This is a genomic window from Segeticoccus rhizosphaerae (genome assembly GCF_005222685.1).
Classification (GTDB): domain Bacteria; phylum Actinomycetota; class Actinomycetes; order Actinomycetales; family Dermatophilaceae; genus Segeticoccus; species Segeticoccus rhizosphaerae.
Genome location: NZ_SWMA01000010.1, coordinates 72,113 through 86,690, shown reverse-complemented (window position 1 = coordinate 86,690; position 14,578 = coordinate 72,113). Strand labels below are relative to the sequence as shown.

Genomic DNA, 14,578 nt, shown 5'->3' with positions numbered 1-14,578 from the left:
CGTGCTGTCCCTGCTGATCTTCCTTCCCGCCGCGGTCGCGGCCGTGCTGCTGCTGGCCAAGGTGCCCGGCCGGGCCGCCCTGTGGGTCTGGCTGGGCACCGCGCTGGCCACGGTGGCGATCGCGGTCGGCGCCTGGACGGCATACCTGGCTGGCGCCGGGCCGGGAGCCGACGGCTACGGGTTCGAGACCAAGGTCAAGTGGATCCCGGGGGTGGGCTCCAGCTACCACGTCGGCGTGGACGGGCTGAGCCTGCCGTTGCTGACCCTGACCACGGTGGTGTTCACCGCAACCGCCATCTATTCACTGCGCGAGGCGGACCGGCCGCGCTCCTACGCGGCGCTGTTCCTGGCCCTGGAGACCACCAGCCTGGGACTGTTCGCGGCGCTGGACCTGATCGTGTTCTTCGTCTTCTTCGACCTGTCAATAGTCGGGATGTACTTCGTCATCGCCGGCTGGGGCCACGGCGCCCGCCGCCGCCGGTCCGCGCTGCTGTTCTTCCTGTACACCTTTGTCGGGTCGCTGGCGCTGCTGCTGGGGTTCATCGGGCTGTACGTGGCCGCCGAACCGCACACCTTCGACATCGTGGCCTTGGCCGCGCACCCGCCGCTGACCGGCTCGGGCCTGGCAGGTCCGCTGGTGCTGGCCGCGATCGCCCTCGGCCTGGCGATCAAGACCCCCACCGTGCCGTTCCACACCTGGCTGCCGCCGGCACACACCGACGCGCCCGCGGCCGGGTCGGCGGTGCTGGCCGGGATCCTGCTGAAGATGGGCACCTTCGGGTTCGTCCGGATCGCCATGCCGCTGCTGCCGGACCAGTGGCGCGCCTATGCCTGGGGATTCGTGGCCGTCGGGGTGGTCTCGGTGCTCTACGGGGCGCTGGTTGCCCTGGCCCAGGACAACTTCAAACGCCTGGTCGCCTTCACCAGCGTCAACCACATGGGCTACATCCTGCTCGCCCTCGGCGCCGCCGGGCTGGTCGGCGACGACCGGGCCCGGGCCGTGGCGGTGACCGGCGCGGTCACCCAGATGGTAAGCCACGGCCTGATCACCGCCGCCTTGTTCCTGCTCGCCGGGGTGCTGTTCGACCGCGGCGGCAGCTACGACATGAACCGCTACGGCGGCCTGGCCGGCCCCGCCCCGAGGTTCGCCGCCGTCACCGCCATCGCCGCGTTCGCCAGCCTGGGCCTGCCCGGTTTCTCCGGGTTCATCGCCGAGTTCCAGATCCTGGCCGGCAGCCTGGGCCCGGCCACCCCCGCCGCCGCCGTCGCCGCGCTGGGGATCGTGCTGACCGCCGGGTTGTTCCTGCTGGCGCTGCACCGCCTGTTCCTCGGCGCCCCCCGCGCCCCCGCCGCCATCGCCGACCTGGGCCCGCGGGAACTGTGGGCCACCGTGCCGCTGCTCGCCGCCTCCGTGCTGATCGGGGTCTACCCACAATCCCTGCTCGCCGTCGTCACGCCGGCCGCGCACACCCTGATCACGCTGGTGAGCCGGTGAGCATGCACGAGAACCCCGCCGCGTTCGCGCCCGAGCTGGTCCTGCTCGCCGGGGCCGTGATCGCGCTGCTGACCGGGTCGTTCGTGCCCCGCCACCGGCAATGGGCAGCCCAACTGGCCGCCGCCGCCGCGCTGGCCGCCTCGCTCGCTGCCACCGCAACCGCCGGAGTTACCGGGGGCAGCGTCTACGCCGGCAGCTACACCCTGGACAGCGCCACCTTCGCCGCCCGGCTCATCGTGCCCGCCGCCGCGCTGCTCACCCTGGCCGTGGCCGCCGGCCGCACTCGCGGCGATGCCCGGGAGAGCGAGTTCGCGGTGCTGGTCCTGCTCGCTTCGGCGGGCACCATCCTGCTCGCCGGCAGCAGCGACCTGCTGCTGCTGGCCGTGGCCTACCTGCTGGCCTCCATCCCGCTGTACGCCTTGGCCGGGTGGGGACGCGACCGGCTCGGCGCCGAAGGGGCCCTGAAAACCTACCTGCTCGGCGTGCTGACCGGCATCCTGCTGCTGCTGGGCGTCGCGATCCTGTTCGGCCTGGCCGGCTCCACCAGCTACGCCGACCTCACCCGCCAGCTGCCCCACGCCCCCGCCGCAGCCCTGGCCACCGGGGTGGTGGCGGTGCTGGCCGGGCTGCTGTTCAAGGCCGGCGCCGTCCCGGCCCACTTCTGGGTCCCCGACGCCGTCCAGGGCGCCACCACGGGCGCCGGGGCGTTCCTGACCACCGTGCCCAAGGTCGGGGCACTGCTGGCCCTGTATCGACTCATGCTCGTCATCCCCGACGACGTCATCAACTGGCGGCTGCTGCTGGCGATCATCGCCGCGGCCAGCATGACCCTGGGCAACCTGGCCGCCTTCACCCAGGACCGCCCCACCCGGCTGCTGGCCTACTCCACTATCAGCCAGGTCGGCTACCTGCTGATGGCCATCGTCGTCGCCGGAACCCCCGCGCAACCGGCGCCACTGTCCGCGTTGGTGCTGTACCTGGCCGCCTACGCCGCAGCCAACCTCGGCGCCTTCGCCGTCGTGGCCACCCAACCCCACCGCGCCAGCCTGGCCGACTACCGCGGCCTGGCCCGCGCCCACCCGGCCCTGGCCGGTGTCCTGGTCGTCTGCCTGCTCGCCCTGGTCGGCACCCCACCCACCGGCGTGTTCACCGGCAAGCTCACCATCTTCACCGCCACCTGGGACGGCGGCTGGGCCTGGCTGGTCGTGATCGCCGCCATCAACACCGTCGCCAGCCTCTACTACTACCTGCGCTGGATCGCCCCCGCCTTCACTCGACCGGCCGCCCGGCCAGAGATGACCGGCGAGCGACCCGAGCCCCGTTCGGTCCACCCCGAAGGTGGCGCAGCACCGCGCAGCACCCTGCAGGTGCTCCTGGACACCCTGGCCCGGCCGGCCCACTGGGTCACCGCAAGCGCTCTGATAGCCGGGGTCCTGGGTCTCCTGCTCGGCCCGGCCGCGGATGTCATCCTGACCGTGGGTGCCGGCGGTGCACTCCACTGACCGTGCCGGCGCCCGATCGGCCCGGCATGCGAGAGCGTCGTACGGGGTTCCGTCGCGGGAGACGAGCAGCCGGCCTGCCGGCTCTTGCCCGCCGATCCCGGTCCTCGATCGACGCCACCACCTCCGGCTGCCTGGAATGCACCTCCGGCTACCAGGCAATGCACGTGCGCCGCGGGCCCCCGCGCGCTGGTCCCGATGCGGGGTGGCTGCCCGGCCCCGTCCGGTTGGCCACTACAGGGTGGAACATCGGGGCCCTATCATGAGCGGTGACACGACGCGCATGGGTAGGCAGACCTCAAGGACAAGGAGTCGATTGGCGTGCGGCAGCTCGGAGAGCTTGAGGCAGCAGTCATGGACCGCCTGTGGGCCTGGGGACGCCCGGCGACGGTCCGGGAGGTCCTGGATGACCTGAACCAGGACCGCACGCTCGCCTACACGACCGTCATGACGGTGATGGACAACCTGCACCGCAAGGGGCTGTTGAGCCGCCAGGCCGATGGCCGCGCGTACCGGTACAGCACCACCCAGAGCCGTGCCGAGCACTCGGCGAACTTGATTGCGGCCGTTCTGGCCGATGCCGAGGACCGGACGGCGCCCCTGCTGCGGTTTGTCGACCAGATGAGTCCTGCCGAGGTGGAACTTCTGCGAGCCTCGCTGGAGGCCGGACGCGAGGATCGTGCCGTCGCGTCGAGGGTCGATGGTCGCCATCGCGGCAGGAAGCGATGATGTTCGCCCTCGTGCTGGTTGCCTACGCGGTGGCGATGGGCACCGTTGGAGCGGCGTGGCTGCGCCACGCGGTATGGCCCATGGGTGCGCCGCGGCTGGGCGTGCTGGCCTGGCAGTCCCTGTCGGTGTCGGTCGTGGCGTCGTTGCTGCTGGCGGGGCTGAGTCTGCTCGCCCCGGCAACTCTGAGCGGAGGCAGCGCCGCAGACCTGTTGGATGCCTGCCTCACCGAGCTGCGGGCGCAGTTCTCCACGCCCTTGGGCATGATCGGTCACGGCGCCGCCGCGGCGGTGACGCTGATACTGGGCATCCGCGTGAGCTACCTGGTCGGCAAGGGCCTGGTGGTCGCGCGTCGGCAACGCACCAGCCACCTGCTCGCGGTGCGGCTTACAGCTCGTCGCGACGAGGCTCTCGGCGCGCTGATCGTGGACTACCCTCTGCCCATCGCCTACTGCCTGCCCGGCCGCGCCGGAACCGTGGTCCTGACCAGTGCAGCAACGAGCGTCCTGGACGACGTCGAGCTGGCTGCGGTCCTGGCCCACGAGCGGGCCCACCTGCGCGGACGGCACCACCTGGTCATGGCGACCAGCCGTGCGATAGCGTCGGCGCTGCCCTTCCTACCCGGCCTTGGCTGGGCGCGCAGCGAGCAGGCACGGCTGCTGGAGATGATCGCGGACGACGCTGCAGCGGGCATGGGTGGACGGCAGACGGTGGCCTCCGCGCTGGTGCGCATGGCCGAGGGCAGCGTCCCGGTAGCAGCGTTGGCGGCCGCCGATGTTGCTGCCTTCGACCGGGTGCACCGGCTCGTGCACCCCAGGCGCGCGGTGGGGTTGGTGCGCCGGTCCTTGATCGCGGTGGCGATCGGGCTGGTGCTGGCAACCCCGCTGGCCGTCGTATCGGCACCGGCCGTGACGGCTGGACAGATGCCGTACTGTGCCCCGTCGCAGACCAGCGCCTGACCTGGCCAGCGCGCCTAAACGGTGCTCGGCGGGCCGCTCACCTCCTGGGGTCAGTAGGTGGAGACGGATCCTGGGACAGCCCGATCCGGGGCCATCCGATGCGGGCTAGCGCGCCGGCGCTCGCGATGATCACCAGCACCGCCAGCAGCTGGGTCCCGGTCAAACCCAGAATGGGGCGTTCGTCGATCCCTCGAGTGAAGTCCAGCAGCAGCCGCTGCAGGCCGTACCAGAGACCGAACACGGACAGCTGGAAACCGGTCGGTCGTGTCCGTCTGGCCAAGGCGAACAGGACGATCGCCAGCAGGGCGGCACCGATGAGGTCATACCCGGCGGAGAGCTGGTAGCCGCATCCGGCGTAGAAGCGGCCAACGTCACTGCAGGACTCCCCGGCCCCTGGCGGGACGGCCGGGCTCGGGCCGAACCCGGGTGCCAGGTGGTAGCCCGCCTTGACGACGTAGGCCAGGGCAAACGAACTGTCGGTTGGCCGGCCCAGATGGTCGGTCAGGAGCAGGTCTCCGATGCGGCCCACGGCAATGGCCACCGCGACCGCCGGTGCCGCGATGTCAAAGATGCGCAGGATGGGCGCGTGGTGCCGGCGCAGGACGACCCACCCGGTGGCGAACCCGGCGATGAGGGCGCCGAACAAGGCGATTCCGCCGTTCCACAACGCGAGGGCTTGCCAGAGCGAGTCGAACTGGCTCGGGTGGGAGATGACGTAGTCCACCCGGGCGCCGATGATTCCTGCCGGGATGGCCCAGAGCAGCGCCGCCTCGACCGGCTCCACCGGCAGGCCCTCCTGCCGCAGCCGCCGCAGGATCAACCATGCGCCCAGCGCGATGCCGATCGCCGCGAGGATGCCATGGGGAGAGATGCCGAGGACGGACGGGATCGGCGGATAGGTGAAGTCGAGCGTGGGCGCGGCAGCGGCAGGGGCCATGTCACATGCCCGAGTAGGAGTGCATGCCGACGAAGAAGACGTTGACGACCATGAAGTTGATCAGGACGCATCCGTAGCCGGCCAGGGCGAGGTAGGCGCTCCTTTGCCGGGACCAGCCTGTGGTGGCCCGGGCGTGCAGGTAAGCCGCATAGACCACCCAGATGACGAAGGTCCACACCTCCTTGGGGTCCCACTGCCAGTAGGCGCCCCAAGCCTGTTCGGCCCAGATGGCGCCGGCGATCAGGGTGAATGTCCACAGCGGGAACGCCAGGACGTGCAGTCCGTATGCCGTCTGGTCCAGTGACCGGCTGCTGGGCAGGGCAGCGGCGACGGCCCTCTGTGCCCGTGAGAGTCGATCCGGTGCGATCCGCTCCAGCCATGTCTTCACCAGGAACAAGATGGTGACCGAGAAGGCAATCGTGAAGAACGCGACGGCCAGGATCGAGACGCTGACATGGATCACCAGCCAGAAGCTCTTCAGGGCCGGTAGCAGCTGGCTGGCGGCCGTGTAGTAGACCGTCACCGCCAGCCCGAGCGTCAGCAGAGTCGGCCCCACGACGAACAGGCCCAGCCAGCGCAGGTCCCGGGTCAGGCTGATCGTCAGGAAGGTGAGGATGACCACGGTCGAGCCGGTGGTCGCGAACTCGAACATGTTGCCCCACGGCACCCGCATGACGGACAGTCCGCGCATCACCACTCCCGCGACCAGAAGTGTCCCGGCGAGCCATGTCGTTGACATGGCAATCCCGGCGGCCGTGCGGGGTGCCGGTTCGATGGCGTGATCAGCTGTCCCAGCGGTCGGGCCGCTGCCGGTTGGGTCGCCCGTCCGCGACGACGAGCCAGCCGGGACTGGTACCCGTTCGCGGGCGTTGGTCTTGGTCGCGCTGGCTCCGGCCGCGGCGCGCGCCACATCGATGGCGAAGGCCATCATGGCCAGGGTCAAGACCACGATGGCGGAGTAGAAGCTGAGGTTGGAGTAGAGGACCAGCGTCTCGTTGGTCATGGATTACTGCCTCTCTGTTGCGAGATTCGTGCCAGCAGGTCGTCGAGCACGGCGGCCAGCTGGGTGTCCTCGCCCTTGGCCAGGGCGCCGACGTGGAGTGTGGTTTGGGCGTGGCTGCTGCCTGGTGCGGGACTGACCCGGACGAACACACGGCGGCGCCGGATGGTGAGTGAAGCGATGAGCCCGGCCAACGCCGCGAGCGACCCCCACAGGGCCAGGGCCTTGCCCGGGTCGTGACGAATCGAGAGGCCGGCGAACCGGTCCACCCGGTCGAAGGTGATGGTGCCTCGGTCCCCGGGGATCTGGAGGGTTTGTCCGGGAGACAACCAGAACAGGGCTGGGCGTCCATCGGCGCCTTTGACCTTGGTCATCTGCTCAGTGGACAGCGCGTACACCGATTGTGGTCGGCCACCGGGGAAGAGCTGGCCTTCGTAGAGGCCCAGCGCGAGCCGTGGAGCCTTGAGGCCGGGGAAGTCCGATACCGGGCCGCGTTGGGGGTCGAGCCGGCCGGTCGGCAGGAACAGGCCGTAGAAGCCCAGCTGTTGGGGCGACGCTCCCGGCAGCTTCACCGCGCCCACCGACGTGTAGTTGTTGTCCTGGGCCAGGAACGGGGTCGCCTGGTGGTAGATCACTTTGCCGGTGCGGTCTCGCACCGTGAGCACGGGTGCATACCCGTTGCCGAGCAGGAAGACCGAGGCGTCACCGAGGGAGAGTGGGTGGTTGACCTCAAGTACCTGCTGGTTCGGTTTGGCTCCGGGCCGGTCGGTGGTTGTGGTGTAGGCGGTGAAGTCGCGTGGGGCACCGAACTGCGCGCCCCCCGCGCGGTCTTCGAAGCTCACGTCGAACTGGTCGACGGTGAGCGAGAACGGGCGCAGCGCGGAGGTGTCGACCCATGGTCCGGGGTCGAGGGTGTCGTAGGAGGAGGCGGTGTTGGAAAAGGTCTGGCCGGTGGGGACGATCACGTCGCCGCGCCATCCGAACAGGTGCCCGACGGCGACCGCGACGATCACCAGGACCAAGGAGACGTGAAAGAGCAGGTTACCGACCTCACGCAGGTAACCGCTCTCGGCACTGAGCGAGACTGCGTCATGGCCGTGCACCCGGAACCGTTTGGCCCGCAGTACCTGCCGTGCGCAACGAAGCACCTCCACGGGTGACCCGTCGACGACAGCCTCGGCGTGCTCGGGAAGCCGGTCAAGGCGGCGCGGCGCGCGGGGTGGCCTCGCCCGCAAGGCCCGCCAGTGCAACCGGGTGCGCGGCACGATGCAGCCGACCAGCGAGACGAACAGCAGGAGGTAGATCGCGGCGAACCACGGGGAGGCATAGACGTCGAAGAAGCCGAGTCGGTCCAACCAGGGACCGGTGGACCGGTGCCTGGCGAGATAGTCGGTGACGAGAGAGGCGTCGATGTTGCGTTGCGGCCAGATGGAGCCAGGAACGGCACCGATCGCGAGCAACAACAACAGGAAGAGCGCCGTGCGCATGCTGGTCAGCTGCCGCCAGGCCCACCGCGACATTCCCCAGGGTCCCAGCCGGGGTTGGGCGATGCTCGCCTGCTGGCCGGGGCGAGCGTCGCTGGCTGGACGCTGGCGAGTCCGTACCATCACAGCACCGTGGTGTAGCCGTTGACTAGCCGCGTCTGGATGGCAGTGTTCACCGTGTTCCACAGCCCCGTTACGAGCAGCACTCCGACGATGGCCAACAGGACGCCGCCGCAGAGCTGAATGGCGCGATGGTGTCGGCGCAGCCAGTTGGTGGCCACCTCGATCCGCGCGAATCCTCCCGCAATCAGCAGGAACGGGATGCCCAGCCCCAGGCTGTACGCCACCGCGAGGGTGGCGCCCCGGGCGACGGCCTGCTGGTCCGCGGTCGTGGTGGCCAATGTCAGGACAGCCGCCAGGGTGGGTCCCATGCAGGGGGCCCAGCCCACGGAGAAGACCATCCCGAGCAGTGGCGCCCCGGCCAGACCGGCGGCTGGACGCCACCGGATCGTCCATGACCGTGCGCCGCCCACCCCGATGAACATCAGGGACATCAGGATGACGAAGACACCACCAACCCTCATCAGGGTGCCTTGGTGCTCACGCAACAGGCCGCCCAGCGAGGCGAAGGCCGCCGCCTCCAACACGAAGATGACGCTGAAGCCCAGGATGAACAGCAGGGCGCCAAGAACCAGGCGTCGCCGATCTCGTCGCGCGATGGCGACATCGGAAAGACCGGTGACATAGCCCAGGAAGCCGGGCACCAGCGGCAGGACGCAGGGCGAGGCGAAGGACACCAGCCCGGCGGCCGCGGCGATCAGCAGCGCCAGCGGGAGGGACCCCTCGGCGATCGTCGACCCGACCCCGACGATCACCGTTCGGCCAACACGGTCTTGACCAAACGGGTCAGGGTGGGCTCCGTCGTCTGGCCCAGTATCCGGGCCGCGATGCGACCTTGGCGGTCGACCACCAAGGTGGTCGGCACCGTGGGTGCCTGGCCGCGCAGGGCCAGCTGGGTGGCTCCACCGTCATAGGCCAGGGACGGGTAGGTGATGCCGTACTTGCGCTCGAACGCGCGCCCTGCCGCCGGGCCCTCCTTGAAATCGAGCCCCATGAACTGGACCGGTTGCTTCGCGGCCCGGAACTGCCGCCAGGCCTTCTGCAGCTCGGGTGCTTCGGCGACGCACGGGCCACACCACGAGCCCCACATGTTCAGCACCACCACCTTGCCGGACTCCTTGGCGAGGGACCACGACTGCCCAGCCAGTGTGGTTCCCGCGATCTGCAACGGGCTCCCTCGGCGATCGGCCGCGATCTGCTCGATGGTGCCGTCGCCGGCGATGTATCCCTTGTCGTCCCCGGCACGCGCTTGAGCCGAGATGGAATTGGGGTCCGATCCGCAACCCACCAACAACACGGTCACCGCGAGGATCGCCCCCACCAGGACGGTTTTCGTGGTTCTCGTCGGGCCTACGTGGCGGCCCGTCATGGTCGACTTCCCGGGCTGGTCAAGTGCTCCAACTCCGTTGACCAGCCCGGCCGCAGCTGAGCCAGACCGGTTCGGCTGGCGTGCGCGATCGCGATGGCGCATACAGCCGTCGCACCGATGCACGCTGCCAGATCCCACCGGTCGACACGGATGGCCGGGATGATCATCGGCCAAAGCGCCGCAGCCAGACCCCATCCGGACGTGGCGTAACGAAGCCCCGGCGGTAACCGGTAGCGCCAACTGGCAGTGAGCGCGACCAGTGCGCCTATCGCGAACAGTGCAGGCCATACCGAGTGCGTCACCCGCGAGCCCTCCAGGGTCGAACCGACGGGGTGGACGGGTACATCCGCTGAGGTGGCCGCCTCCGCGACGGGGCAACCCGGCGCAGTGACGCGTTGAGCGGCTGTGGAGTCATCGTCCGGCCGCGATCGCGCCCGCGATGACCAGGACGCCGGCGGTCGGGTAGCCGATCAGCAGGTCCTGCCAACCCGAAGGTTGTGCCCCGAATGTCCCGAGGTGGAACAGGAAGTGCTGCAAGCCGACCAGCACACCGAGCCCCATCAACGCCTGCCCCGCGCGAATGATGCGTCTCTTCCGGCGGTACTCGGCCTCCGGGTCTCGCTGGGGCTTGGCTGCCGTGTCATGTTGACCTGGTGACGTCTTGCGCGCGTCGTCTGGTTTGTCGGACCCGTGCATCTGGACACCTCACTGGGCTGGGGAATGCTCGTCTACAACTAGGGACGATAGTAGTACGGGTCTCGGGCTGGTCAGGGGACCCGGCATGCATACGACACGGGACCGCCGTGAGGTGAAGCGCGGTTACACCATCCGGGACGTGGGCGTCGCCCAACGGCCGGACCCGTTCGCGCGGCGCCGGACCAGTCCGGTCACGATGAGCAGTCCAGCCGCCGCACCGGCAAGCCGCTCGGGCCACGGGCCGAGATGGTCGGCGACCGTGGTCTGGCTACGCACGGGAAGGTCGCCGCTGAGCAGCGTCGGTGTAAACAACGCGCTGCGTTGGTGCGCCGCCCCGTCGGGCGTGATCAGCGCGCTCACCCCGACGGTGGAGACGTGTACCACGGACCGGCCGTGCTCGACCGCGCGTAGCCGCGAGATCGCCAGCTGCTGTTCGGACTCGGCCGTGTAGCCGAACGTCGCGTTGTTCGTCTGCACCACGAGCAGGTTGGCGCCCTGGCCCACCGCATCGCGCATGAGCCCGTCATAGGCCACTTCGAAACAGATCACCGGCGCCGCGACGATGGTGCCCGCCCGGCGTGACGGCACCCGGAAGATGCCGGTCTCGCGTCCGGCCGTGAAGTCCCGGGTGACCAGGTCCACCTTCGAGCTGAATTGCCGAAAGAACGACCGGTAGGGGACGTACTCGGCGAACGGAACCGGGTGCTGCTTGACATAGCGGTCCACCACACCGCTGCCTGGAACGTAGAGCAGGCTCGCGTTGGACACCTTCGGGGACGGCTCCTCCAAGACGGCGCCGACAATGACGGGCGCACCGATGGCGGCGACGGCATCCCTGATGACGCGGGCCGCGTCGGCATTGCGCAGCGGGTCGATGTCGGAGGCGTTCTCTGGCCAGACGACCAGATCGGGGCGCTGACCGTCCCCGGCCCGGACGGACGCTGCCGCCACCTCGGTTAGGCGCGCGTGGTTGTCCAGGACCGCCCGGCGCTGCGTGTTGAAATCCAGCCCGGCGCGCGGGACGTTGCCCTGCACGCCCATAACGGCAGCCGGGGGTCCCTGGACCGGAGTGGGGATCAAACCGGGCAGCGCGGTGATCCCCACCAGTGCCGCCATCGTCGGGATCGCTACTGCCAGGCGAGCGGTGATGCCGTGTCCGGTCGTCGCCTCGAGGAAGTGCGCGAGGCCTGCTGCCAGCACGCCTCCGGCGAGGGCGACGCCGAAGGTGACTCCTGGCACGCCCAGCCAGGCCGCCAGGTGCAGCAGCGGGGAGTCCGCCTGGCTGAAGGCCAGACGCGCCCAGGGGAATCCCCCGAACGGGGTCGTCGACCGCAGCCACTCCTGGGCCACCCACAAGATCGCGATGACCAGGGGGCGGACTCGGGGGCGGCCGAGGCCGGTGCGACGGATGAGGGGACGACGTACGTCTTGCAGGAGACCGGACGCGGCACCGAGCAGGCCAAAGTACAGCGACTCGAGGGTGGCCAGAGCAAACCAGGGAAGCGCGCCGACGTAGGTGCCTGACCACGACAGTACCGGGATGAAGAACGCCAGCCCGCACAGAAGCCCCAGGCCGAAGCCGCGCCAGAGACCCGTCCCGCGGGTGGCCAGTGCCAGCAGGGCCACGCCGAGGATGGCGAGTGGCCACAGGTTGAGCGTGGGGAACGCCAGCCAGAGCGCCAGACCTGAGCCGACGGCGAGCACGGGCGCCATCGCGAGCTTGCCCCCGGGTGCCCGCGGGCCCGTGATGCCTCGGCGAAGACCACCGCGGTGTGGGGTCGGGTGGTTCTGCTCGGCTGGGGTGCGGCCGCTCATGGGGCGGTGGTGCCGTTGGTGCCGCCGGTGCACGCGGCGCCGGGTTCGGGGGTCTGCGGTCCTTGCCGGTAGGCGCGGATGAACGCGGGCAGGCGTGGGTCGTCGGCTCCGGTCAGTTTGAGTTGCTTGCCCCAGGCGGAGGCGACCACGGGGGAGTCGAGTCCGGGGTAGGGGGACAGGACCGCGTAGGTGTCCGGGATCGTCTTGCGCAGTGTCTGGATCTGGGTCTGGGGCAGGTCGGGCCGGTAGGTGATCCAGACCGCGCCGTGCTCCAGGGCGTGGACCGCGTTCTCGTTGGGCACGGGCTGGTCGTAGACCCCGCAGTTGAGCCAGACCGGTGCGTGCTCCCCTCCGGCGGGCGGGGTCTGGGCGTAGTCGACCGGGGTGGTGACGTGGCCTCGCTGCTCTTGATAGGTCTGCACCGCGGCCAGGGTGGGCTGGTTGGCCTGCTCCCGGATGATGCTGAACGCCACCACCGCGGCGATCAGCACCAGGGCGGTGGCGGTCCCGCCCCAGATCGCGATCTTGCGGCGCCGCTCCTGCCGGGCCTGGGCGCGGCGCACCTGGGCCAGACGCTCGGTGCGGGTGGACTCGTTGTTGCGGGAACGTTTCGATCGGCTCATGGTCTCCAACTCGGATGAGATGCAGCGTGGATGCTCGGGGACGAGGGCCGACCTCCGTCAGCGACAGGAAGCCGCGTCCGGTCGGCATATCGGGACGGTTCGGCAGACGCGTCCGTCTCAATGGTCATGGGCGAAAGGACCATTCGGCGTAGAACAGGCCGAGTCCGAGCGCCACAAAGAGCCCAGCGATGATCCAGAGGCGGATGACGAGGGTGACCTCGTTCCAGCCCGCCAGCCCGAGATGAGCTGGCAGTGACGTCATGCGCAAGGCTCCTCGTCCAGCAAGCGTGCCTGCAGCGGCCCGGAGGATTATCGCCAGCGTGACGACGACGAACAGACCGGCAAGGACGATGCCCAATAACTCGGTTCGAGTGGTGACCGCCAGCCCAGCCAGCGCCCCACCCAGCGCCAGCGAGCCGGTGGTCCCCATGAGAACCTTGGCCGGCGCAGCGTTCCACCACAAGAATCCGAAGCAGGCGCCGACGATTGCTGCTGCCACGACGGCGAGGTCGAGTGGGTCCCGCACCTCGTAGCATTGGGCACTGGGGGTGGACTGGCAGTCCTGGCTGAACTGCCAGATGCCGATTAGGACGTAGGCGCCGAACACCATCGCGCTTGCACCTGCGGCCAGACCATCGAGCCGGTTGGTGACGTTCACGCCACTGCTGGTTCCGGCGATCAGCAGGTTCGCCCAGAGCACGAACAGGACCAGTCCGAGCGCCGGGCCGGCGAAGGCGAGGTTGATGTCAGTGTCGCGGGCGAACGAGATGAAGGTGCTCGCTGGGGTGCGGTGGCCACTGTTTGGAAGCTGCAGCGCCAAGACCGCGAACAAGGTCGCAACGAGTGCCTGTCCGGTGAGCTTGGTCCGACGACGCAGACCAAGGCTGCGCTGGTGGGGTGTCTGGATGTAGTCATCCAAGCACCCGACTAGCCCGAGCCCCACCATCAGCAGCAGGACGAGCAGACCGCTCGCGGTCGCCGAGGTGAGTGTGAGTACGTGGGCGAGCACGTAAGCGAGCAGGGCTGCCGCAACGATGACGGCCCCGCCCATGGTGGGTGTCCTGCGCTGGCCGAGATGAGAGACGGGCGCGTCGTCGCGGAAGGACTGATCTCTCCCCTCGCGGACCTGCAGCCTGGCGAACAAGGGCGTCGAGCTCAGGGAGAGGATCAGCCCACCTGCGAGGGCGAGGAGGATCTCCGTCATCCAGCTGCCGTCAGGTCCGTGAACACGGATGCACCCCATCGCAACGATCACGGCCGAGATCACGATCACGACAGTGGGAGTGGGCCGACCGGCGATTAGCGGAGGCGACCATTGGACAGAGTGCGGGCGCGCTCATGATCTCCTCCTCTCATGGTGCTGTGCCGGGTCGCGTGGCCTCCTGACCAGGCCGCTACTAGAGGGCATAGTATCAGCGCTAGCCGGCTGGGCTTGGCCTGAGAGAGGTTGGGCGAGGAGACAGCGCAGGGAGGCCGACTTTGCAACGGGTGCACTGGTCCGTCGCCACCCTTGGTGACTCGGTTCCTTCATCTCCAAGATGCTCGGCGCGGGTATCGGCGGGAGCTTTCATGGAGACGCCCCTGCTGGCCGTATGCGGCTTGGGGACTGGTCCTCACGGCAGGCAGCTTTCAGCGCGGCGTCGAGGTCACCGCCACCGGCAGGCATGACATCTGGGAGTTGGCGGTGGCCGAAGCTCGTGCCGCGGCGCATCGAGCCTAGGGGTAAGTTGTGTCCGTCCCAGGTTGACCGTGGCGGCTAACCGCGCCACGCGCTGAGGACTCGCTCGGGTGTGAGCCAACGATGACCACGGGCCGCTCAGGACAAGGACCTGGCCCACGGCCATCACGGATCCGC

At 69.4% G+C, this 14,578-nt stretch carries 13 protein-coding genes; 4 read left to right on the top strand and 9 right to left on the bottom strand.

What is annotated here, in order from left to right; translation table 11 throughout:
• The first annotated feature begins 1 nt into the window (after position 1).
• The 4 genes from FCN22_RS09575 (at position 2) to FCN22_RS09560 (ending at position 4,679) form a co-directional block, all read left to right on the top strand.
• The gene (locus tag FCN22_RS09575) at positions 2-1,495 is read left to right on the top strand and encodes a complex I subunit 4 family protein (protein WP_137121321.1); all 1,494 of its coding nucleotides are present in this window, start codon (positions 2-4) and stop codon (positions 1,493-1,495) included.
• Between the two features lie 2 nt (positions 1,496-1,497).
• Positions 1,498-2,997, top strand: a complete 1,500-nt coding sequence (locus FCN22_RS09570; protein ID WP_137121347.1) for an NADH-quinone oxidoreductase subunit N — start codon at positions 1,498-1,500, stop codon at positions 2,995-2,997.
• Positions 2,998-3,315: 318 nt separating this feature from the next.
• Positions 3,316-3,723: a BlaI/MecI/CopY family transcriptional regulator gene (locus tag FCN22_RS09565; RefSeq protein WP_137121320.1), complete on the top strand. Its 408-nt coding sequence runs from the start codon at positions 3,316-3,318 to the stop codon at positions 3,721-3,723.
• Positions 3,720-4,679 (top strand): M56 family metallopeptidase, encoded by a 960-nt coding sequence (locus FCN22_RS09560; RefSeq protein WP_137121319.1) that lies wholly within the window; start codon positions 3,720-3,722, stop codon positions 4,677-4,679. The genes FCN22_RS09565 and FCN22_RS09560 overlap by 4 nt, the downstream gene beginning before the upstream one ends.
• Positions 4,680-4,716: 37 nt before the next feature.
• Here FCN22_RS09560 and FCN22_RS09555 read toward each other — a convergent pair whose 3' ends face one another.
• The 9 genes from FCN22_RS09555 to mraY all read right to left on the bottom strand — a co-directional run bounded on the left by FCN22_RS09555 (position 4,717) and on the right by mraY (position 13,927).
• On the bottom strand, positions 4,717-5,616 hold the full coding sequence (locus tag FCN22_RS09555; RefSeq protein WP_137121318.1) for a prolipoprotein diacylglyceryl transferase: 900 nt from the start codon (positions 5,614-5,616) through the stop codon (positions 4,717-4,719).
• A 1-nt stretch (position 5,617) separates the two neighbouring features.
• On the bottom strand, positions 5,618-6,619 hold the full coding sequence (gene ccsB / locus FCN22_RS09550; RefSeq protein WP_137121317.1) for a c-type cytochrome biogenesis protein CcsB: 1,002 nt from the start codon (positions 6,617-6,619) through the stop codon (positions 5,618-5,620).
• A complete protein-coding gene (gene resB, locus FCN22_RS09545; RefSeq protein ID WP_137121316.1) occupies positions 6,616-8,223 on the bottom strand; it encodes a cytochrome c biogenesis protein ResB in 1,608 nt (535 codons plus the stop codon). The genes ccsB and resB overlap by 4 nt, the downstream gene beginning before the upstream one ends.
• Positions 8,223-8,975 carry a cytochrome c biogenesis CcdA family protein gene (locus FCN22_RS09540; RefSeq protein ID WP_238384633.1) on the bottom strand — a complete coding sequence of 251 codons (753 nt, stop codon included), beginning with the start codon at positions 8,973-8,975 and terminating at the stop codon, positions 8,223-8,225. Before FCN22_RS09540 ends, resB begins: the two co-directional genes overlap by 1 nt.
• A complete protein-coding gene (locus tag FCN22_RS09535; RefSeq protein ID WP_137121315.1) occupies positions 8,972-9,589 on the bottom strand; it encodes a TlpA family protein disulfide reductase in 618 nt (205 codons plus the stop codon). The genes FCN22_RS09540 and FCN22_RS09535 overlap by 4 nt, the downstream gene beginning before the upstream one ends.
• Before the next feature lie 411 nt (positions 9,590-10,000).
• Entirely contained in the window at positions 10,001-10,285 is a 285-nt protein-coding gene (locus tag FCN22_RS09530) for a hypothetical protein (protein ID WP_202911498.1), read from the bottom strand.
• Positions 10,286-10,408: 123 nt separating this feature from the next.
• On the bottom strand, positions 10,409-12,100 hold the full coding sequence (gene lnt / locus FCN22_RS09525) for an apolipoprotein N-acyltransferase (RefSeq protein ID WP_238384632.1): 1,692 nt from the start codon (positions 12,098-12,100) through the stop codon (positions 10,409-10,411).
• The gene (locus tag FCN22_RS09520) at positions 12,097-12,723 is read right to left on the bottom strand and encodes a thioredoxin-like domain-containing protein (RefSeq protein WP_137121314.1); all 627 of its coding nucleotides are present in this window, start codon (positions 12,721-12,723) and stop codon (positions 12,097-12,099) included. The genes lnt and FCN22_RS09520 overlap by 4 nt, the downstream gene beginning before the upstream one ends.
• Before the next feature lie 124 nt (positions 12,724-12,847).
• Positions 12,848-13,927, bottom strand: a complete 1,080-nt coding sequence (gene mraY / locus FCN22_RS09515; RefSeq protein WP_137121313.1) for a phospho-N-acetylmuramoyl-pentapeptide-transferase — start codon at positions 13,925-13,927, stop codon at positions 12,848-12,850.
• Positions 13,928-14,578: the final 651 nt, after the last annotated feature.

Excerpts from the sequence above, each read along its gene's own strand:
- FCN22_RS09570 (WP_137121347.1), top strand. The coding sequence starts at position 1,498 with ATGCACGAGAACCCCGCCGCGTTCGCGCCCGAGCTGGTCCTGCTCGCC.
- FCN22_RS09560 (WP_137121319.1), top strand. The coding sequence starts at position 3,720 with ATGATGTTCGCCCTCGTGCTGGTTGCCTACGCGGTGGCGATGGGCACC.
- FCN22_RS09555 (WP_137121318.1), bottom strand. The coding sequence starts at position 5,616 with ATGGCCCCTGCCGCTGCCGCGCCCACGCTCGACTTCACCTATCCGCCG.
- ccsB (WP_137121317.1), bottom strand. The coding sequence starts at position 6,619 with ATGACCAACGAGACGCTGGTCCTCTACTCCAACCTCAGCTTCTACTCC.
- resB (WP_137121316.1), bottom strand. The coding sequence starts at position 8,223 with ATGGTACGGACTCGCCAGCGTCCAGCCAGCGACGCTCGCCCCGGCCAG.
- FCN22_RS09535 (WP_137121315.1), bottom strand. The coding sequence starts at position 9,589 with ATGACGGGCCGCCACGTAGGCCCGACGAGAACCACGAAAACCGTCCTG.
- FCN22_RS09530 (WP_202911498.1), bottom strand. The coding sequence starts at position 10,285 with ATGCACGGGTCCGACAAACCAGACGACGCGCGCAAGACGTCACCAGGT.
- lnt (WP_238384632.1), bottom strand. The coding sequence starts at position 12,100 with ATGAGCGGCCGCACCCCAGCCGAGCAGAACCACCCGACCCCACACCGC.
- FCN22_RS09520 (WP_137121314.1), bottom strand. The coding sequence starts at position 12,723 with ATGAGCCGATCGAAACGTTCCCGCAACAACGAGTCCACCCGCACCGAG.
- mraY (WP_137121313.1), bottom strand. The coding sequence starts at position 13,927 with ATGACGGAGATCCTCCTCGCCCTCGCAGGTGGGCTGATCCTCTCCCTG.